This is a genomic window from Cupriavidus sp. SS-3 (assembly GCF_035818815.1).
GTDB lineage: Bacteria > Pseudomonadota > Gammaproteobacteria > Burkholderiales > Burkholderiaceae > Cupriavidus > Cupriavidus taiwanensis_C.
Genome location: NZ_JAYLVT010000017.1, coordinates 138,997 through 158,155, shown reverse-complemented (window position 1 = coordinate 158,155; position 19,159 = coordinate 138,997). Strand labels below are relative to the sequence as shown.

At 70.1% G+C, this 19,159-nt stretch carries 17 protein-coding genes; 9 read left to right on the top strand and 8 right to left on the bottom strand.

The genetic code is table 11. The features are described 5' to 3' along the window. The first annotated feature begins 198 nt into the window (after nucleotides 1–198). Complete coding sequence (locus U9J39_RS22865) at nucleotides 199–1,335, top strand: FAD-dependent monooxygenase (protein ID WP_326348155.1); 1,137 nt, start codon at nucleotides 199–201, stop codon at nucleotides 1,333–1,335. Nucleotides 1,336–1,406: 71 nt separating this feature from the next. Then, nucleotides 1,407–2,249, top strand: a complete 843-nt coding sequence (locus U9J39_RS22860) for an IclR family transcriptional regulator (protein WP_326348154.1) — start codon at nucleotides 1,407–1,409, stop codon at nucleotides 2,247–2,249. A gap of 21 nt (nucleotides 2,250–2,270) precedes the next feature. On the opposite strand, the gene U9J39_RS22855 is transcribed toward U9J39_RS22860, so the two are convergent. The 6 genes from U9J39_RS22855 to U9J39_RS22830 all read right to left on the bottom strand — a co-directional run bounded on the left by U9J39_RS22855 (nucleotide 2,271) and on the right by U9J39_RS22830 (nucleotide 8,659). Then, complete coding sequence (locus U9J39_RS22855) at nucleotides 2,271–3,122, bottom strand: IclR family transcriptional regulator (protein ID WP_115681531.1); 852 nt, start codon at nucleotides 3,120–3,122, stop codon at nucleotides 2,271–2,273. A 102-nt stretch (nucleotides 3,123–3,224) separates the two neighbouring features. After that, the gene (locus U9J39_RS22850) at nucleotides 3,225–3,974 is read right to left on the bottom strand and encodes a CoxG family protein (RefSeq protein WP_115712636.1); all 750 of its coding nucleotides are present in this window, start codon (nucleotides 3,972–3,974) and stop codon (nucleotides 3,225–3,227) included. Further along, on the bottom strand, nucleotides 3,964–4,440 hold the full coding sequence (locus U9J39_RS22845; protein WP_115712634.1) for a (2Fe-2S)-binding protein: 477 nt from the start codon (nucleotides 4,438–4,440) through the stop codon (nucleotides 3,964–3,966). Before U9J39_RS22845 ends, U9J39_RS22850 begins: the two co-directional genes overlap by 11 nt. Before the next feature lie 11 nt (nucleotides 4,441–4,451). Then, nucleotides 4,452–5,318 (bottom strand): FAD binding domain-containing protein, encoded by an 867-nt coding sequence (locus U9J39_RS22840; protein WP_326348153.1) that lies wholly within the window; start codon nucleotides 5,316–5,318, stop codon nucleotides 4,452–4,454. Then, nucleotides 5,311–7,602 carry a xanthine dehydrogenase family protein molybdopterin-binding subunit gene (locus tag U9J39_RS22835; RefSeq protein WP_326348152.1) on the bottom strand — a complete coding sequence of 764 codons (2,292 nt, stop codon included), beginning with the start codon at nucleotides 7,600–7,602 and terminating at the stop codon, nucleotides 5,311–5,313. The genes U9J39_RS22840 and U9J39_RS22835 overlap by 8 nt, the downstream gene beginning before the upstream one ends. Nucleotides 7,603–7,663: 61 nt before the next feature. Then, nucleotides 7,664–8,659, bottom strand: a complete 996-nt coding sequence (locus U9J39_RS22830; RefSeq protein ID WP_442784918.1) for a Bug family tripartite tricarboxylate transporter substrate binding protein — start codon at nucleotides 8,657–8,659, stop codon at nucleotides 7,664–7,666. Between the two features lie 322 nt (nucleotides 8,660–8,981). Here U9J39_RS22830 and U9J39_RS22825 point away from each other — a divergent pair, with 322 nt between their 5' ends. The 7 genes from U9J39_RS22825 to U9J39_RS22795 all read left to right on the top strand — a co-directional run bounded on the left by U9J39_RS22825 (nucleotide 8,982) and on the right by U9J39_RS22795 (nucleotide 16,516). Continuing rightward, on the top strand, nucleotides 8,982–9,509 hold the full coding sequence (locus U9J39_RS22825; RefSeq protein ID WP_115681537.1) for a MarR family winged helix-turn-helix transcriptional regulator: 528 nt from the start codon (nucleotides 8,982–8,984) through the stop codon (nucleotides 9,507–9,509). 161 nt (nucleotides 9,510–9,670) lie between these two features. Further along, complete coding sequence (locus tag U9J39_RS22820) at nucleotides 9,671–10,555, top strand: IclR family transcriptional regulator (RefSeq protein WP_326348151.1); 885 nt, start codon at nucleotides 9,671–9,673, stop codon at nucleotides 10,553–10,555. After that, nucleotides 10,552–11,793 (top strand): ABC transporter substrate-binding protein, encoded by a 1,242-nt coding sequence (locus U9J39_RS22815; RefSeq protein WP_326348150.1) that lies wholly within the window; start codon nucleotides 10,552–10,554, stop codon nucleotides 11,791–11,793. Before U9J39_RS22820 ends, U9J39_RS22815 begins: the two co-directional genes overlap by 4 nt. 1 nt (nucleotide 11,794) lies before the next feature. Further along, on the top strand, nucleotides 11,795–12,937 hold the full coding sequence (locus U9J39_RS22810; protein WP_116313588.1) for a thiolase family protein: 1,143 nt from the start codon (nucleotides 11,795–11,797) through the stop codon (nucleotides 12,935–12,937). After that, nucleotides 12,934–13,299 carry a Zn-ribbon domain-containing OB-fold protein gene (locus U9J39_RS22805; protein WP_115712625.1) on the top strand — a complete coding sequence of 122 codons (366 nt, stop codon included), beginning with the start codon at nucleotides 12,934–12,936 and terminating at the stop codon, nucleotides 13,297–13,299. Before U9J39_RS22810 ends, U9J39_RS22805 begins: the two co-directional genes overlap by 4 nt. 90 nt (nucleotides 13,300–13,389) lie before the next feature. Next, a complete protein-coding gene (locus tag U9J39_RS22800; RefSeq protein WP_116313586.1) occupies nucleotides 13,390–14,376 on the top strand; it encodes a tripartite tricarboxylate transporter substrate binding protein in 987 nt (328 codons plus the stop codon). Between the two features lie 28 nt (nucleotides 14,377–14,404). Then, a complete protein-coding gene (locus tag U9J39_RS22795) occupies nucleotides 14,405–16,516 on the top strand; it encodes an acetate--CoA ligase family protein (protein ID WP_326348149.1) in 2,112 nt (703 codons plus the stop codon). Between the two features lie 26 nt (nucleotides 16,517–16,542). Here U9J39_RS22795 and U9J39_RS22790 read toward each other — a convergent pair whose 3' ends face one another. Together U9J39_RS22790 and U9J39_RS22785 are read right to left on the bottom strand one after the other, a co-directional pair. Beyond that, nucleotides 16,543–17,964: an MFS transporter gene (locus U9J39_RS22790; RefSeq protein ID WP_326348148.1), complete on the bottom strand. Its 1,422-nt coding sequence runs from the start codon at nucleotides 17,962–17,964 to the stop codon at nucleotides 16,543–16,545. 238 nt (nucleotides 17,965–18,202) lie between these two features. After that, nucleotides 18,203–19,159, bottom strand: a complete 957-nt coding sequence (locus U9J39_RS22785; protein ID WP_326348147.1) for a PDR/VanB family oxidoreductase — start codon at nucleotides 19,157–19,159, stop codon at nucleotides 18,203–18,205.

The window sequence follows — 19,159 nt, the reverse complement described above, 5'->3', positions numbered from 1 at the left end:
GTTCATTCCATCTTTTTGGCGCTCGGCCAAAAAGTGACTCGCCGGCTACGCCGGCGAAACAGCCGCGCCCGCCAAGAACGATAACGGCGGCAATTCCCCCTAGGGTTCCCCCTTAATTGACGCTCACCCCGCTCCCCCATATATTTTTATGAACATTCAGTTCATTTTTGAACACATCCCAACGGTCAGCTGGAAAAAATGCCTCTCAAAATCGGAATCAACGGCGCCGGCATCGGCGGCCTCGCCGCGGCCATCGCGCTGCGCAAGCTCGGCATGGAGGCCGTGGTCTACGAACAAGCTCCCCGCTTTGCCCGCGTCGGCGCCGACATCAACCTGACCCCCAACGCCGTGCGCGCCCTGGACGGGCTGGGCGTGGGCGAGGCCCTGCGTGAAACCGCGGCGCGTCCCAGCCACCGCATCAGCCGCATGTGGGATTCCGGCGCCGAAACCTCGCGCCTGCCGATGCAGGACGAAGCCGAGCGGCGCTATGGCGCACCGCAGCTGACCATGCACCGCGCCGACCTGATGACGGCGCTGGAAGCCGCCGTGCCGGGCGCCTGCGTGCGGCTGGTTCACAAGGCCGTGGCGATCGAGACCCGCGTCGATGGCGCGACGCTGCGTTTTGCCAACGGCGCGCAGGAGCAGGTCGACGTGCTGGTCGGGGCCGACGGCATCCACTCCACCGTGCGCACCGCGCTGTTCGGCCAGGAAAGCCCGATCTTCACCGGCGTGGTCGCGTATCGGGCCGTGGTGCCGGCCGCGCGCCTGGCCGGCGTGCCCAACCTGGGCGCCTTCACCAAATGGTGGGGTCCGGACGCGGCCACGCAGATCGTCACCTTTCCGCTCAACCGCGGCCGCGACATCTTTATCTTCGCCACCGTCGCGCAGGAAGCCTGGCGCCATGAGTCGTGGACCACGCCGGGCCGCGTGGAAGACCTGCGCAGCGCCTATGCCGGCTTCCACCCCGAGGCACGCGCGCTGCTCGACGCCTGTGACGACGTGCTGATCTCCGCGCTGTACGTGCGCGATCCGCTGCCGGCGTGGTCGGCTGGGCCGGTCACGCTGATGGGCGACGCCTGCCATCCGATGATGCCGTTCATGGCGCAGGGTGCGGGCATGGCGATCGAAGACGGCGTGGTGCTGGCGCGCTGCCTGGCCGATGCCGCGGGCGACGGCGCCGCCGGCGTGCCGGCCGCGCTGGCGCGCTACCAGGCCGCGCGCCACGCGCGCACCAGCCGCATCCAGATCGGCTCGCGCAGCAATGCCTGGCTCAAGGAAGGCGGCAATGCCGACTGGGTGTACGATTACGACGCCTGGAACGTCGCCCTCGGCTGAAGCCGCGGCCCCGCGTTCCCTGCCAGCACGGCCGCCAGCGCGGCCGTTTTCCATGGATAGTCAACGCCAACATGCCCAAATCCCGCCTGCCGACCGAACCCGACGACGACGACGCAGCATCGGAAGACGCCCGCGAGGCGCAACTGGTGTCGCCGGTCATCCGCGGCCTGCGCCTGCTGCGCTTTATCGCCGAAGGCGGCGCCACCGCCAACCTGAGCGAGGTCGGCCGCCGTATCGACGTGAACCGGGTCACCGTGATGCGCCTGCTCGATACGCTCGAGCATGAAGGCATGGTCGAGCGGCTGCCCCAGGGCGGCCACCAGGTCGGCTTCAATTTCCTGAAGCTGGCCTCGCGCGTGCTGGCCTCCAACGATCTGACCAGCTTTGCCGGGCGCGTGCTGGCGCGGCTCAGTGCGTCGCTGCAGCTGTCGGCCTACCTGGCGGTGCGCGATGGCGGCGATGCACTCTACCTGCTGCGGCAGATGCCGGCCGCCGCGCTGGTCAGCAATATCCAGGTGGGCAGCCGCGTTGCCGCGCACCTGACCACGCCGGGCCGGATGCTGATTGCCGAACTGCCGCCCGAGACGCTGCGCGAATTGCTGGGGCCCGATCCGCTGCCGGCGGTCACCGGGCAGAGCCCGGCCAGCCACGCGCGCCTGGCCGAGATCCTGGCCGCGGACCGCGAACGCGGCTGCGCCTGGAGTTTCTCGGCATACGAGCCGGGTATCGACGCCTGCGCGGCACCGGTGCGCGGGGCCGACGGCGCGGTGCTCGCCGCCATCAGCGTGGCCGGGCCGCAGCAGCGTTTCGAGGCCGACGGCACGCTGCGCGAGCGCGTGGCGAAGGAAGTCCGGCAAGCCGCGCGCGACCTGTCAGGGCTGATGGGCTACCGGGGCGACGCTGCGTCGCGGTGACGCCGTACTGGCAGCCCCGGTTCAGGCAAACGGCCTGGGCACCTCGGGCCGGTAATCGAGCAACCGCGACAGCTCCGCCGCGGCCCGCCGCACCTGTTCCACCATGTTGTCGAGCTGGTCCGGGTCGATGCGTGCGGCCGGGATGGTGGCGCCCAGCGCGGCCGTCACCTTGCCGCTGCGGTCACGCACCGGCGCCGCGATGGTGGAGATGCTGGCCTCGAAGAACCCTTCGTGCAGCACATAGCCGCGCTGGCGGTCGCGCTGGACCATCTCGTACAGCTCTTCGACCGTGCGCGGCGTGCTTTCGGAATAGACCTCCAGCCGCTCTTCCGGATAGAGCGCGCGCAGTTCGGCCAGCGACAGGTCTTCCAGCAGCACGCGTCCCAGCACCGTGGCATGCGCGGGCAGCCGGGTGCCGACATTGACCGTGCTGGCGAACGGACGCGATGCCACCGACTTCGCCACATAAACGATAGAGCGCCCGTCGCGCACCACCAGGTTGCACGGGTAATGGATCTCGTCGCGCAGCCGGTCGAGCAGCGGACGGCCCAGCTCGGTCAGCTCCAGCGAGGCCAGGTAGTCGAAACCGAGGCGCAGCACTGCCATGCCCAGCCGGAACTCGCGCCCGCCGTCGGTGCGCTCGACGAAGCCCATCATTTCCAGCGTCGCCAGCAGGCGGAACACCGTCGAGCGCGGCACCTTGAGGCGGCGCGCCAGCTCGGCGGCCGACAGCGTGCGCTCGCGGCTGCTGAACTCGCCCAGCAGGCGCAGGCCCCGCTCCAGCCCCGGCACGATGTACCTGTCCTGCGCGCTGTCGGGCGCACCCTCCTGGCCGCCTTCCTGCGTATCGTCCTGCGGCGAATCGGTCGTCATGGTCTGTCTCTGCAATATTCGGTCTTGGCGCAACGTTCTCATATATCACGCCCGCACCCGATAGGGTACCCGTATTGCGGACAATCCCTGCCGGCCAGGCCGCTATGCGCCGGGGCGCAGGTAGTCGCGCAGCCATGCCGCGCACTGCTCGCCGTGCGCCGCGGGCCAGCGCACCACGATGGTTTCGTCATGGCGGCGCAGTTCGATGCAGATGTCGGCAAGCGATCCGCGCCCGGCGTCCCGGCGCCCCAGCAGCCGCGCGAGCAGTCCGGCCGGTGCTGGCGGCGCGGGCTCCGGCGGCGCCCCCCGCACCGGGTGGCCGTTGGCGGCCGGGCGCGGCGCGACGGCAGCCGCCTGCGCCGCCGTGGCCGCTTGCCGGGCCGGCCCGGGTGCGGGCTGCGCGGCCTGCGGCGACAGCCGCGCCAGCAGGTTGGCACCAAACTCGTCCCACATGCGGTCGGCCTTGGTCTTCATCACGCTCAGGCCGAAGGTGCCCAGCCGGCCCAGCACATCGACCTGCACCCGGATGCGCAGCTGTGTGCCGCCATGGTCCAGCGGCGTCAGGAACAGCTCGCTCGACTGCCGCAGCGAGCTGGCCACCGAAGCGTCCTCGCCGGTGCCCTCGGTGCGCAGGTAATGGGGCACGCGGGTCTCGACGATCTTCGTATGCAGCCGGAAGCGCGCGTTGATGAAGGCGATCTTTACCGCCATGTGCGCGACGTACTCGACCTCGCTGAGCACTTCGATCGATTCCATGCCGGGCACGCACGCGCCCATCACGTTGGGGTCGAGCAGCAGCTCCCACACGCGCGCCGGCGGCGCCGCGGTGACCAGGGTCTTTTCAATTTCCACGCATTGCCTCCGCGGCGGACAGGACCGATTCGACGATGCCGACATAGCCGGTGCAACGGCACAGGTTGCCGTTCAGGCCATGGCGGACCTCCTCTTCAGTCGGGTTGGGGTTGTTGGCGAGCAGTGCGCACGCCGCCATCAGGAAGCCCGGCGTGCAATAGCCGCACTGCAGTCCGCCGTGCTCCATGAAGCTTTGCTGCAGCGGATGCAGCTGGCCGTCGGCGGCCAGGCCCTCCACGGTCATCACATGGCGGCCGCGCGCCTGCACCGCGAGCATCAGGCAGGACTTGACCACCTCGCCGTCGACCAGCACGGAGCAGGCGCCGCAGATGCCGGTCTCGCAGCCGCGCTTGGTGCCGGTCAGGTTCAGGTCGTCGCGCAGCAGGTCGGCAAGCAGGCGCCGCGCCGGCACCTGCACCTGGTGTTCTTCACCGTTGACGGTGACTTCGATGGTGACTGGGTTCATGGGTAGGCTCCTTAGTCCGATGCCACGCCGAACAATGCGGCAATGGTGCGGCGCGCGACCACGCGCACCATCTCGCGGCGGTAGGCTTCGGCCCCGCGCGCGTCCGATACCGCGTTGATGTCCTCGGCGACGATGGCCGCGGCTTGCGCGGCAAGTTCCGCCGTTACCGCCTTGCCCGCCAGCAGCGCCTCGGCGCGCCGCAGCCGGCATGGCACCGGCGTGGAGGCGCCCACCGCCAGGCGGGCCTCGATGCAGAACGCGCCCTCGCGCCGCACCGACAGCGCCACGCTGGCCAGCGGGCGATGCTCTGCGGCCGTGCGCAGGAAGCGCGCATAGCGGCCATCGGCGCCGGCACCCGGCGCGGGCACGCGGATCTGCGTGACGATCTCGTCCGGCGCCAGCGCCGTGACGTAGTAGTCGACCAGGAAGTCTTCCATGTCGATCACGCGCTCGCCGCCGCGGCCGCTGACCACCACCTGCGCGCCCAGCGCCATCAGGCAACCGGGAGGATCGGTGGCCGGGTCGGCATAGCACAGGTTGCCGCCCAGCGTGCCCTGGTTGCGCACCTGCGGATTGGCCACGCGCGCGGCCATGCTGGCCAGCATCGGATAGTGCGCCTGCACCAGCGGCGAGCGCGCGAGCTCGGCATGCAAGGTCAGCGCGCCGATGCGCAGGCCTTCGCGCGCGTCGAAGCTGATGCCGCGCAGCGCATCGAGCCGGCCCAGCGAGACCAGGTGGCTGGGCGCCAGCATGCGCTGGCGCATGCCCAGCATCAGCGCGGTGCCGCCGGCAAAGAGGCGGCAGCTGTCGCCCAGGTCGGCCAGCATGGCGCTGGCTTCGGCCACGGTGGCCGGCTCCAGAAAGGCAAAGTCACGCATGGGCGGCCTCCGTTTCGCGCAGCGCACGCAGGCCCGCCAGCACCTTCTCCGGCGTGATCGGCAGCGACTGGATGCGCACGCCGACCGCGTCGAACACGGCATTGGCGATTGCCGCCGCGCCCGGCAGGATCGCGGTCTCGCTGGCGCCCTTGGCGCCGTAGGGGCCGTTGGGGTCGTTCGATTCCACCACGTCGGTGCGCAGCATCGGCACCGCGTCGGCGGTGGGCATGGTGTAGTCGGCAAAGTTGCCGTTCATCAGGCGGCCGTCCTCGTATTGCAGGTGCTCGTACAGGGTCCAGCCGATCGCCTGCACGGTGGCGCCATGGGTCTGGCCGTGCACCGCGAGCGGGTTGATGGCCTTGCCGCAGTCGTCGGCGACAAAGCTGTCGATCACGGTGACCTGGCCGGTGCGGATGTCGACCTCCACTTCCACCGCCTGCGCCGCGAACGAATGCGCGGGGGCGACGTTGCCGTAATAGTCGGCGTCGTGCATCACCGTGGGCGCGTCGTAGCTGGCGCGCACGTGGATGCCCTCGCCGCCGTGGCGGAAGATATGCAGCCGCGCGATCTCGGCCAGCGTGGCGGACTTGTCAGGCTGGTCGGGCACCGCGATGCGGCCATCGGCGATCACCAGTTGCCGCGCATCGACGCCGAGCTTTTCCGCCGCCAGCGCCAGCAGCTTCTGCCGCGCCTCGCGCGCCGCGCGCAGCACCGCGTTGCCCGAGATGATGGTCACGCGCGACGCCAGCGAGCCCAGGCAGAACGGCGCGGTATCGGTATCCGGCGCCATCACGGTGACGTGCGACAGCGGAATGCCCAGTTCCTGCGCGCAGATCTGGCTGAGCATGGTGTTGGCGCCCTGCCCCATGTCGCATTCGCTGGTCTGCAGCATCACGCGCCCGTCCTCGTTCATCTTGAGCAGGATGGTCGAGCCGTCCCAGTTGCCCAGCGTGCGGTTGCCGCTGACATGCATCGCCGCGGCAATGCCGACGCCGCGCCGGCGCGTGCCGGTGCCGCGCGGGGCGGCGCGCTTGTCGTCCCAGCCGATGGCGCGGCGGGTCATGTCCAGGCATTCGGCCATGCCGGTGCTGCTGATCTTCCAGCCATGCACGCTGGTCTCGCCGGCGCCGATGGCATTGCGCTTGTGCAATTCGATCGGGTCGATGCCGAGCATGCCGGCCAGCACCGTCAGGTGGCAGTTCAGCGGAAACTGCATCTGCTGCCCGCCAAAGCCGCGGAAAGCGCCGCGCGGCGGGTTGTTGGTATAGGCCAGCACCGCGTGCGAACGCACGTTGTGCAAGCGGTGCATGTTGTCGCTGCGCATGGCAGTGACGTGCATCACATCGCCGGCAAGGCCGGAATAGGCGCCGCACTCGGCCGTGATGCGCACGTCCTTGGCCAGGATCACGCCGTCGGCGTCAACGCCCAGGCGCAGCCAGACCTGCATCGGCACGCTGGCGCGCGCGCCCTGGAAGTCTTCGAGCCGGTTGTTGACCAGCCGCACCGGGCGCTCCAGCCGGCTGGCCAGGAAGGCGCAGATCAGGCTGTTGTTCTCTTCGACGATCTTGGCGCCGAAGCCGCCGCCGGTGGTGGCCTGCACCACGCGGATGGTCGAGACCGGCCGGTCCAGCGCCTCGGCCAGCCGCGCGCGCGCCAGGAACACCGACTGCGTCGACGCCCACACCGTAAGCCGCCCGTTGCCGTCCTGCGCCGCGACCGAGGCCATCGGCTCGAGGTAGCCGGGGTACTGCGAGTGCATGTCGTAGGTCGCCTCGTATACCGCGGCGCACGCCGCGAAGGCGGCCTCGACGTCGCCGCGCTCGATGCGCATTTCATGGCCGATATTGCCCGTACCGGCGTGGATCTCCGGCGCGCCCGCGGCCAGCGCCGCGGCCGGCGTCAGCAGCGCGGGCAGCGCCTCGTACTCGACCTGGATCAGGTCCAGCGCATCGCGCGCGATCTCCTCGCTGACCGCCACCACCGCCGCCACTTCCTCGCCGACATGGCGCACCACGCCGCAGGCCAGGATGCGCTGTTCCTTGCGGTGCGGCCCCCAGTGGCGGGCGGGCACGTCGTACCCCGTTACCACCAGCTTCACCCCGGGCAGCGCCCTGGCAGCGGCGGTGTCGATGCGCACGATGCGCGCGTGCGGGTGCGGGCTGCGCAGCACCTTGGCGTGCAGCATGCCGGGCAGCTTGAGGTCGCCGGCATACTGCGCGCGCCCCATGACCTTTTCCCGCGCGGTCACCTGCGGCGTGGACGTTCCCACGATGGCCCTGCTCATGCCGGCCTCCTGTCTGTCGTTATCCATGGCGTGGCGCTGGACTGCGATGCGCTGGCGCCGGTCATTCCGCGGTGATCGCCAGTTCGCGGATCACTTTGCCCAGGCGCTCGTAGTCGGCCGCGTTGATCTTCTCCAGCGCGGCCGGCGCGCCGCCGACGGGGATGGCGCCGAAGGTGGCCATCTTGTCGGCCACCTCGGGCAGGCGCAGCACCTCGTTGAGTTGCTGGTTCAGTGTCCTGACCACCTCGGGTGGCGTGCCTTTGGGCGCCATGACACCGTGCCACGCGCCGACCACCACGTCCTTGTAGCCCAGCTCGGCCAGCGTCGGCACGTTGGGCAGCAGCGGCGAGCGGCGGGCATCGGTGATCGCCAGCGGGATCAGCCGGCCGGTGTTGATGTATTGCGCCACCGGGCCCAGCGTGACGTAGGCAAACGGCACGTGCCCCGCCACCACATCGTTGACCGCGGGGGCCACGCCCTTGTAGGGGACGTGCTGGATCCTCACGCCGGCCGCGCGGTTCAGCATCTCGCCGGCGATATGCATCGGCGACCCCGCGCCCGGGCTGCCATAGGTCAGCGCCTTGCCGCCCCGGGCCGCGGCCACCATCTCGCCCACGGTCTTTACGCCCGCCTGCGGGTTGGCCACCAGCAGCACCGCCTGCACGGCGGTCTGGATCACCGGCGTAAAGCCGTGCAGCGGGTCATAGCTGGCCGACGGCGCCAGCTTCAGCACCATCGGCGCCAGCGTGAACGGATTCGGCGTGTACAGCAGCGTGTAGCCGTCCGCCGGCGCACGGCTGACAAACGCGGCACCTACCACGCCGCCGGCGCCCGGACGGTTTTCGACGATGACCGGCTGCTTCAGGCGGGCCGACAGCTTGTCGGCGTAGAGCCGGGCCATGGCGTCGGTATCGCCGCCTGGCGGGTAGGCCACCACCATGGTCACGGCCTTGGCCGGATAGGTCGCGGCAGCCAGTGCGCTGCCCGTGCTCAGGGCGAGCACGGCCATGGCGGCAATTGCTACGGCAGCGGCGCGTCGGGGACGTTGTTGTCTCATCTACAGCTCCTGTGGGGGCGCATTCGCGACGACGGAGTCAGCGGTTGTGCTCATCGCGAAAACAGGGGTGGCTTGGGAACAACTCTCTTCGGTTGTTTTATTAATGAAACGCAAGTTCAATAAAGGAACGCAACCATCGTAGGCGCCGTAAGTTGACAACTCAACTTACGTTAACCACTAATTGACGGATTGTGCTTTTTGCGGATTTATTCGCGCTCATCCGGATCGCCACACGGTGGCGGCAATGGCAAGCGCCTGTGAGACAATCTGCCCCGCCCACCGGCCACGCATCCTGGCCGGCAGACCAGACCAAGAGGAACGCATGCCCCGTGATGCCGCGCCCGCCCATGGCACGCCCGCGCCCACCCCTGCCCCCGCCGCCAACGCCAGCCCGTGGACGGACCTCGACGAGGCCGGCAGCGGCCTGACCGTCGACAACTTCCTGACCACGATGCTGAGCCAGCTGGTCACCGCGCTGCGCAGTACGGTCACCAAGCCCTATGCGGAACAGTTCGGCCTGACCGTGCCCGAATGGCGCATCCTGGCGTTGCTGGCCCATGCGCGCACGCTGCCGTTTGCCGAGCTGGTGACGCAGTCCACCTCGGACAAGGCGCTGGTCAGCCGCACCCTGCGGCTGCTGGAAGACCGCGGGCTGGTGCAGCTGACCTCCGCCGGCAATACCCCACGCAAGAAGCTGCTGTGCGCCATCACCGAGGCCGGCATCGCGCTGCACGACCAGGTGATGCCGCTGGCGCGGCGCGGCCAGGCCGAGGTGATCCGGCAACTGTCGCCGCAGGAGCGCGAGGCGGTGTACCAGGGACTGCGCAAGTTGTTGCGCGCCCAGGCATAAGGCCACCGGCCCGCCGCCGTCGCGGCATCCGCCGGATACCCGCCGCAGGGTTTCATCCGGCAAAACTTCTCCACGCCTGGGCATGGCAGCACCAGCCAGATAGCCTATAACGTCTGCTACCGGTTTCACTTAACGAAAACCGGACAAAGGAGACGAACGGCGTGACCATCCCGAGCACCTCGCTGCAGAAGGCCTGCCGCCTGTTGCGCGCGCTGACCGATGCCCGCAACAGCCGCCTGACCGACCTGGCCCTGGCAGCTGGTGTCGACAAGGCCTCGGCGCTGCGGCTCCTCGACACCCTGGCGGCCGAGGGGATGGTGCAGCGCGATCCGTCGACCAAGGCGTTTGCGCCGGGGCGGGAATGGCTGGCATTGCATGCCGCCGCCCTGCAGCGCACGGACCTGCGCCCGCTGGTGCGCCCGGCGCTGATCCGGCTGGCCAACGCCTTCGAGGACAGCGCCATCCTGTCGGTGCCGAGCGGCTGCGAATCCATTTGCACCGAGCTGCGCCTGGGCACCTTTCCCATCCGCGCCAATTACCTGGATATCGGCAGCCGCCGGCCGCTGGGCGTCGGCGCCGGCAGCCTGGCGCTGCTGGCCGCGCTGCCCGATGCCGAGGTCGACGCGACGCTCGACGGGATCGCACCGGCGCTGCGCCGCTATCCCCGCTTCAGCCGGCCGATGTTGCTGGAGCACGTGCGTGCGACGCGCGAGCGCGGCTACGCGGTCCTGCTCGACGTGGTGATCGACCGCATGGGCGGCATCGCCATCGCCCTGCCCGGCCCCGACGGCTATCCGCTGGGCGCCCTCAGCATCGCCGCGCTCAATGACCGTATCACCAGTCGCGAGGCCGCCATGGCCCGCGCATTGAAACGCGAGGCAGACGCCGTCTGCCAGAACTGGCGCCGGCACGCCGGGGCACACCCCGATACCGGGCGGCCCGCGCCCCGCCCACGCGTGCCACACCGGCAAAAGGCTGCCGGCGACGCCGATCGCCCCGGCCCGGCCGGAGCCAGACACCACAACAGACCGGAGGAGACACCATGACGCTTTGCCATTCGATCCGACGCCGGACCGCCGGCGTCCTCGCGCTTGCCGCGGCGCTGGCCTGCGGCGCCGCCCAGGCTCAGCCCAGGGCCGCGCTTTCCGACGACGTGGTCAAGCTCGGCATGCTGCTCGACATGAGCGGCCTGTACGCCGATGTCACCGGCCGCGGCAGCGCCACCGCGGCGCAGATGGCCATCGACGATTTCGGCGGCAAGGTGCTCGGCAAGAAGATCGAGCTGGTGGTGGTCGATCACCAGAACAAGGCCGATATCGCCGCCAACAAGGCACGCGAGTGGTACGACACCGGCAATGTCGACGCCATCCTCGACGTGGCCGCGTCGGCGCCCGCGCTGGCGGTGCTCGAGGTGGCGAAGCAGAAGAACCGCATCGTGGTGTTCTCGGGGCCTGGCACCGAGCGCATCACCAACGACCTGTGCACGCCGGTGTCGGTGCACTACGCCTACGACACCTACGCGCTCGCCAACACCACCGCGCGCGCCACCGTGGAGCGCGGCGGCAAGAGCTGGTTCTTCCTGACCGCCGACTACGCCTTCGGGCACACGCTGCAGGACTCCGCCACCGCGGTCATCAGCGAGACCGGCGGCAAGGTGGTGGGCGCCGCGCGCCACCCGATCGGCGCCAGCGACTTTGCCTCGTACCTGCTTCAGGCGCAGGCCAGCAAGGCGCAGATCGTCGGGCTGGCCAACGCCGGCGGCGACACCATCAACGCGATCAAGGCGGCGTCGGAGTTCGGCCTCACGCGCAACAACGCCCAGCGCATGGCGGGCCTGCTGCTGTACGTCAACGACATCCATGCCATCGGGCTGAAGACCGCGGCCGGCCTGCTGCTGACCGAAGGCTTCTACTGGGACATGAACGACGCCACCCGCGCGTGGTCGCGCCGCTATTTCGAGAAGCTGAAGAAAATGCCCAACATGAGCCAGGCCGGCGCTTATTCGTCGGTGACGCACTACCTGAAGGCAGTGCAGGCGGCGGGCACCGACGAGACCGCGGCGGTGATGAAGAAGATGAAGTCGATGCCTATCAACGACTTCTTCGCGAAGAACGGCCGCATCCGCGAGGACGGCCGCATGATCCACGACATGTACCTGTTCGAAGTCAAGACGCCGGCCGAATCGAAGTACCCGTGGGACTACTACAAGGTGGTGGCGACGGTGCCCGGCGAGCAGGCCTTCATGCCGGCATCGAAGTCGAGATGCCCGCTGCTGCGGCACTGACATGAACGTCACCTATGTACGCGGCACCGGCAACACGCGCTTTGGCCGCATCGACGGCAGCACGCCGCTGACGCTGATGGCGCAGGCCGCCGACGCGGCGCTCGCCGATGCCGGACTGGCGCGGACCGATGTCGACGGCGTGCTGTGCGGCTACGCCACCACGCTGCCGCATCTGATGCTGGCCGACCGCTTCTGCGAATACGCGTCGCTCAGGCCCGCCTACGCCCACGGCGTGGCCGCGGGCGGCGCCACCGGCGGGGTGATGGCGATGCTGGCGCACGAACTGGTGCGCGTCGGCCGCTGCCGCCATGTGCTGGTGGTCGCGGGCGAGAACCGCCTGAGCGGCCAAAGCCGCGACCAGTCCATCCAGACGCTGGCGCAGGTGGGGGAGCCGCATGCCGAAGTGCCCAACGGCGCCTCGGTGCCGGCCTACTACGCGCTGCTGGCGTCGCGCTACCTGCACCAGACTGGCATGGACGCCGATGCGCTGTCCGGCTTCGCGGTGCTGATGCGCGAGCACGCCGCCGGCCATCCGGATGCGCACCTGCGCGAGCCGCTGTCGCTCGCGCAGGCCCGCGCCGCGCGCCCGATCGCCACGCCGCTGCGGCTGTCCGACTGCTGCCCGATTTCTGACGGCGCGGTCGCGGTGATCGTCTCCGCCGTTCCTGGCGCGGGCACGCCGGTGCGCATCGCCGGCGCCGGCCAGGCTCACCGGCATCAGCACCTCGGCGCACTCGACGACGTGATGCAGACCGGCGCCGCCGACGCCGCGCGGCGCGCCTTCGCCGAGGCCGGAGGCGACGTGGACAGCATCGACTGCCTGGCGATCTACGATTCGTTCACCATCACCCTGGTCATGCTTCTGGAAGAACTGGGGCTGGCGCCGCGCGGGCAGGCTCAGGCGCGCTTGCTTGCGGGCGATTTCGGCCGCGAGGGCGCGCTGCCGCTCAATCCGCATGGTGGGCTGCTGGCCTTTGGCCATTCCGGCGTGGCGGGCGGCCTGATGCATCTCGCCGAGGCTGCGCGCCAGCTTGCGGGCCGTGCCGGCGAACGCCAGCTCGGCAAGCGCCGCCGGGCGCTGTTTCATGCCGACGGCGGGGTGCTGTCGTCGCATGTCAGCCTGGTGCTGGAGGCCGCGCCATGAGCAATCCCACCCGCCATCCCTATACCGACGGACTCGATGCCGGCGTGGTGCGGTACCAGTGCTGCAACGACTGCGGAGCCTGGCAAGCGCTGGCGCGCCACGCCTGCCGCACCTGCGGCAGCCGGCAATTGCACTGGCGCGATGCCGGCGGCCTGGCCACGATCTATGCCGTCACCGAGATCAGCCGCGCCCCGACCGACGCCTTCCGCGCCCTGGCGCCCTACACGCTGGTGCTGGCCACGCTGGACGAAGGTCCGCGCGTGATGGGTCATGCCGAGCCCGGCGTGGCGATCGGCGAGCGCGTGCGTGCCGGCTTCGTGCGCTTCGGCGAAGGAACGCTGCTGCGATTCCTGCGCGAGTAGCTGGCGAGTAGCTGGCCATAGGCGCCAGCCACCATCCCCTGCCGGCACCACGCCTTCGCTCCAGCCGGCATTCACAACCGGAGAACTCCCTTGGCACCGAATCCATCCCGGCGGCACGCGCTCGCCCTGTTTTCCTGCCTCGCCCTGTCCGCGGCGGCCACGCCGCCCGTGCTGGCGCAATCCTTCCCCGCCAGGCCGATCCGGCTGGTGGTGCCTTACCCGCCCGGCGGCCCCACCGACATCGTCGCGCGCGTGGTCGGCCAGAAGCTCTCGGACCGGCTCGGCCAGCCGCTGGTGGTGGAGAACCGCCCGGGCGCCGGCGGCAATATCGGCGCCGAGACGGTGGCCCGCGCCGCGCCCGACGGCTACACGCTGCTGGTCGCCACCACCGCGCATGCGATCAACATGACGCTGTTCCGCAAGCCCGGCTACGACACGCGCAAGGACTTCGCCCCGGTGAGCCTGCTCACACGTGGCCCGCTGGTGCTGGTGACGGCGCCCGCCACGCCCGCGGGCAATGTCGCGGAGCTGATCGCACTCGCCCGGGCCAGGCCGGGGCAAGTCACCTTTGCTAGTTCCGGCAACGGCCAGTCCACTCATCTGGCCGCGGAGCTGTTCAACAGCATGGCCGGCGTGCGCATGACGCACGTGCCGTACAAAGGCAGCGCGCCCGCCCTCACCGACGTCATGGGCGGCCAGGCCACGGTGATGTTCGACACCATGCTGTCGGCGATGCCATTCGTGCGCGACGGCAAGCTCAGGGCGCTGGCCGTCACGGGCGCGGCACGCTCGCCGGCCGCGCCCGACACGCCGACCATCGCCCAGTCGGGCCTGCCCGGCTACGAGGCCACCGCCTGGAACGCGCTGCTGGCCCCCGCCGGCACGCCGCCCGCCGTGCTGGATACGCTGGGCACGGCGCTGAAATCCGTGCTCGACGATGCGGACGTGCGCGCGCGCTTTGCCACGCAGGGCTTTGCCGCGGAATGGACCGCACCGGCGGCGACCGCGACGTTCCTCGACCGGGAAATCGACAAATGGGCGCGGGTCATCAAGGCCTCCGGCGCCACCGTTGACTAACCCCGACGCAACACTCACGCCTCCCAACATGACGACGCCTCTCCAGCCCCTGCTCGCCCCCCGCTCCATCGCCGTGATCGGCGCCTCCGACAACATCCACAAGATCGGCGGCCGGCCCATCCATTACATGCAGACGCACGGCTACGCCGGCACTCTCTACCCCATCAATCCGCAGCGCGACACCATCCAGGGCCTGCGCGCCTTTGCCTCGCTCGATGCGCTGCCGGAAGTCCCCGAGCTGGCCATCGTCATCGTCGCGGGCGACGCCGCCGTGCAGGCCGTGCGCGACTGCGCGCGACTGGGCGTGGCGGCGGCCATCGTGATCGCGTCGGGCTTCGGCGAGGCCGGTGCCGAAGGCCGGCGCCAGCAGGACGAGATGATGCGCGCCGCGCGCACCAGCGGCCTGCGGCTGGTCGGCCCCAACAGCCAGGGGCTGGCCAACTTCGGCAGCGGCGCCATCGCCAGCTTCTCGACCATGTTCATCGAAGTGCCGCCGCAGGACGGGCCGGTCGCCGTGGTCAGCCAGAGCGGCGGCGTGGCGGCAATGGTCTACGGGCTGCTGCGCGGCCAGGGCATCGGCGTGCGCCACATGCATGCCACCGGCAACCAGGCCGACATCACCGTCAGCGAGCTGGCGCTGGCCGTGGCCCACGATCCTGGCGTGCGGCTGGTGCTGCTGTACCTGGAAAGCCTGTCCGACCCCGAGGTGCTGGCCGCAGCGGCGCGCGTGGCGCGGGCGCGCAACGTGCCGGTAGTGGCGGTCAAGGCCGGGCGCTCGCAGGACGGGCAGCGCGCCGCCGCGTCGCATACCGGCGCCATCGCCAACGAGGACCGCGCGGTCGATGCCTTCCTGCAGGGCCACGGCATCTGGCGCGTCGACGATGCGCACGCATTGGCGCGCTGCGCGCCGATGTACCTGCGCGGCTGGCAACCCGAGGGAAGGCGACTGGTGGTGGTCAGCAATTCCGGCGCGAGCTGCGTGATGGCGGCCGATGCCGCACCCTCGTGCGGGCTGACGCTGGCGCCGCTATCCGGACACACGCAGGCCGCGCTGGCGCAGCGCCTGCCCGGCTTCGCCGCCACCGCCAATCCGGTCGATGTCACCGCCGCGCTGCTGAACAACAGCGCGCTGTTCGGCGAGGTCCTGCCGGTGGTGGCACGCGATCCGGCCGCGGACCTGTTCCTGCTCGACATCCCCGTGTCCGGCATGGGCTATGACGTACCGCGCTTTGCCCGCGACGCCGCCGTGTTTGCCGACACCGCGGGCAAACCGATCGCCGTCGCGGTATGGCAGGCACCGGTGGCCGAGGCCTTTCGCCAGGCCGGCGTGCCCACCTTCGCCAGTGCCGCCGAAGCGCTGGCGGCGCTGGGGCAGCTGGTGTCGCACCGGCAGCGCCTGCGGCAGATCGCGCAGGAAGGCGAGCCGCCGCTGCCCGCAGCCCCTGCGTCGCCGGCAGATAACTCCGCGAGCGTGACGCTCAGCGAGGCCGCCAGCCTGGCCCGCCTTGCCGCCGCCGGCATGCCGGTGGTCGAGCACTACCTGTGCCAGGATGTCGATGCCGCGGTGACCGCATGGCGGCGCATCGGCGCGCCGGTCGCGGTCAAGGCCAGCTCGCCCCAGGTTCCCCACAAGAGCGAGCATGGGCTGGTTGCCCTGCACTGTAACGACCCCCAAGCCGTCGCCAGCGCCTTCACCTTGCAGACCCGCACCCTCAGCGCCATGGGCGCCACTTGCGAGGGCGTCGTGGTGGCGCGCATGGCGCGCGGCCAGCGCGAATGCATGATCGGCGCACACTGGGATCCGGTGTTCGGCGCGGTGCTGGTGGCCGGCGATGGCGGCAAGTATGTGGAAGCGCTGCGCGATACCGCGGTGCTGCTGGCGCCGTGCCGGGAGGCCGACGTGGCGCGGGCGCTGGAGCGGCTGCGTATCGCGCCGCTGCTGCACGGGGTGCGCGACGAACCCGCGGTCGACATCGGCGCGCTGTGCCGGCTGGCGGTCCAGGTGGGCGACCTGGTCCATGCCGCCGGCGGCGCGATCCGCTCGGTCGATCTCAACCCGGTGATGGCAAGCCCGCAGGGCGTGGTGGTGGTCGATGCGTTGATCGAGGTGCCAGAGACGTCGCTGCCCGTGCGCGGCTGAGGAACGCGCACGGGCACGTTGATCGGTCAGACCTCCAGCTCCTCCAGCACCCGTCCCTTGGTCTCGATGCCCAGCCAATGCACGGTGACGGCCGCCAGCGCCGGCACCACCGACAGCGCAAAGAAGGCGAAGCTCAGGTCGCCGCTGCCGATGGTGCTGGCGATCAGCCCCGGCGCGAAGATCGCGGCCAGCTTCAGCCAGGCCCCGCCGAGGCCGCAGCCCATGGCTCGCACGCTGGTCGGGTACAGCTCCGGCGTATAGACGTAGGCGGTGATGAAGCCGCTGGCGAGGAAGCCCATCGCCAGCGCGCAGAAGGTCGCCACCACGTACACGCTGGCGGCGTGGAACACGCCCGCCAGCACCAGCGACAGCGCGCACAGCAGGAACGAGACGTTGATCACCGGCTTGCGCCCGACCTTGTCGACAATCATGGCGCAGACCAGCGACCCCACCACGCCTAGCACCGATGCCGCGGCTGCCAGGTTCAGCGCCAGCTGCAGCGGCGCATGGTAGACGGTCTTGTAGACCGTGGGCAGCCAGGTCGACAGCCCGTACTGGATGAAGCCGCAGGTGGCCCACAGCATCCACACCGCCATGGTGCGCCCTACGTAGGCCTTGCTGACCAGGTCCCGCACGCTGCGGCGCGGGTGCCGGGTCATGCGGTCGTAGGCGCTGGCATTCTGCGGCGGCGGCAGCGGTCCTTTGGCGCGCGCCTCGAACGCGCGCAGCGCGGCGTCGGCTTCTTCCAGGCGGCCCTTCTCGGCCAGCCAGCGTGGCGATTCGGGGATCACGCGCTTCAGGAGGAAGAACAGCACCAGCGGCACGCCGCCGATGAAGTACATGACCTCCCAGCCATAGTGCGGCACCAGCCAGGCACCTACGCCGTTGGATACCATCAGGCCGATCGGGAACACCACCTCGTACAGCAGCACGAAGCGCCCGCGGCCGTGCGCGCGCGTGACTTCGTTGATATAGGTGGCGGCCACCGGCAGTTCGCCGCCAAGGCCCAGGCCCTGCACGATGCGCAGCAGCAGGAAGATCTCGAACGACGGCGCGAAGCCACAGGCAATGCTCATCAGGCCGATGATGCCCGCGCTCCAGCCGATCGAGCGCAAGCGGCCGAAGCGCTCGGCCAACCCGGGGAACAGCAGCGCACCGACCAGTTGGCCGACCGACGGCGCCGCGATCAGCACGCCGATCTGCGCCGGCGTCAGCGACCACTGCGCGATCAGCAGCGGCAGCGTGGCGGCAATGGCGATGACGTCGAAGCCGTCGAAGAAGGTGGCCAGGCCGATCAGCAGCCTGGCGCGGACATGCATGGCGTTGCCCGGCATGCGTTCGATGCGGGCGACGATATTGCCGCGCGTGACCGGGCCGCCGCGGGCGGTGGCTGCGGCGCCCTGGCCGGCACTGTCGGCCGTGGTCACGATACCTGCGGTGGCGGCCACCGGTGCGCCGGGGGACGCTGCGTCTTGTCTCTGGGTTAGCACGGGAACTTCTCGGTAGATTCTGGGGGCTGCCCGCAAGCGGGAGGTTTGCTCCCCTCTCCCGCTTGCGGGAGAGGGGACGGGGGTGAGGGGCGGCGGTTCTGGTGGCGTGGCGACTTGTTAAACCACTCCTCACCCTGCCCTCTCCCCGTGAGGGGAGAGCGGAACACCGTCGGTGTTCTGGCGATGTTCGGCGGGATTACAAATCCAGCACCAGCTTGCTGCCCTTGCAACCGGACACGCACACCATCATGGTCTTGTTGCTGGCGCGCTCGCTGTTGCTCAGCACGCTGTCGCGGTGGTCGGGGCAGCCTTCCAGCACGGCGGTCTCGCACGAACCGCACACGCCTTCGCGGCAGCTGTATTCGACCTCGACGCCGGAGTCGAGCAGCGCGTCGAGCAGCGACTTGCCCGAAGGCACCTTCACCAGCGAGCCGGTGCGCGACAGCTGCACCACGTATTCGCCTTCCTGCACCGCCTCGGTCGACGGGTCGGCGGCGAAGCGCTCGATATGGACATTGGGGTAGGCATGCGCCTCGCACGCACCCTCGAACGCATTCAGCATCGGGCCCGGGCCGCAGCAATAGAAGTGCGTCTGCGCATCCTGTCCGCCCAGCATTGCCTTCAGGTCCGGCGGCGCGCCCGCTTCGTCGTCGAAGTGGAAGCGCACCGCGTCGCCATAGGCCGACAGCGGTTCGACGAACGCCGCCTCGGCGCGCGAACGCGCGCAGTAGATCAGCGTGAACGACTTGCCCAGCTCGGCCAGCCGGCGCGCCATGCAGACGATCGGCGTGACGCCGATGCCGCCGGCGACCAGCACGGTATGCGCTGCGCTTTCGTCCAGCTCGAAGTTGTTGCGCGGTGCGCCCACCGTCAGCGTGGTGCCCACGCGCAGCTGCTCGTGCACGTAGCGCGAGCCGCCGCGGCTGCCGCGGTCCAGCAGCACGCCCACGGTGTAGAGGTTGCGCGCTTCCGGCGCGCCGCACAGCGAGTAGCTGCGCACCAGGCCGTTGCCCAGGTGCAGGTCGATATGGGCGCCCGGGCTGTACTCGGGCAGGGTCTTCCCTTCGGGATCTTGCAGTTCGATGCTGACCACGCCGCGCGCTTCAAAACGCATGGCCTGGACGCGCAGGGTAAGGGACTGGTGGGCACTCAT

Coding starts and splice junctions, on each gene's coding strand:
- U9J39_RS22865 (WP_326348155.1), top strand. CDS start 199: ATGCCTCTCAAAATCGGAATCAACGGCGCCGGCATCGGCGGCCTCGCC.
- U9J39_RS22860 (WP_326348154.1), top strand. CDS start 1,407: ATGCCCAAATCCCGCCTGCCGACCGAACCCGACGACGACGACGCAGCA.
- U9J39_RS22855 (WP_115681531.1), bottom strand. CDS start 3,122: ATGACGACCGATTCGCCGCAGGACGATACGCAGGAAGGCGGCCAGGAG.
- U9J39_RS22845 (WP_115712634.1), bottom strand. CDS start 4,440: ATGAACCCAGTCACCATCGAAGTCACCGTCAACGGTGAAGAACACCAG.
- U9J39_RS22840 (WP_326348153.1), bottom strand. CDS start 5,318: ATGCGTGACTTTGCCTTTCTGGAGCCGGCCACCGTGGCCGAAGCCAGC.
- U9J39_RS22835 (WP_326348152.1), bottom strand. CDS start 7,602: ATGAGCAGGGCCATCGTGGGAACGTCCACGCCGCAGGTGACCGCGCGG.
- U9J39_RS22830 (WP_442784918.1), bottom strand. CDS start 8,659: ATGAGACAACAACGTCCCCGACGCGCCGCTGCCGTAGCAATTGCCGCC.
- U9J39_RS22825 (WP_115681537.1), top strand. CDS start 8,982: ATGCCCCGTGATGCCGCGCCCGCCCATGGCACGCCCGCGCCCACCCCT.
- U9J39_RS22815 (WP_326348150.1), top strand. CDS start 10,552: ATGACGCTTTGCCATTCGATCCGACGCCGGACCGCCGGCGTCCTCGCG.
- U9J39_RS22810 (WP_116313588.1), top strand. CDS start 11,795: ATGAACGTCACCTATGTACGCGGCACCGGCAACACGCGCTTTGGCCGC.
- U9J39_RS22805 (WP_115712625.1), top strand. CDS start 12,934: ATGAGCAATCCCACCCGCCATCCCTATACCGACGGACTCGATGCCGGC.
- U9J39_RS22795 (WP_326348149.1), top strand. CDS start 14,405: ATGACGACGCCTCTCCAGCCCCTGCTCGCCCCCCGCTCCATCGCCGTG.
- U9J39_RS22785 (WP_326348147.1), bottom strand. CDS start 19,159: ATGAGTGCCCACCAGTCCCTTACCCTGCGCGTCCAGGCCATGCGTTTT.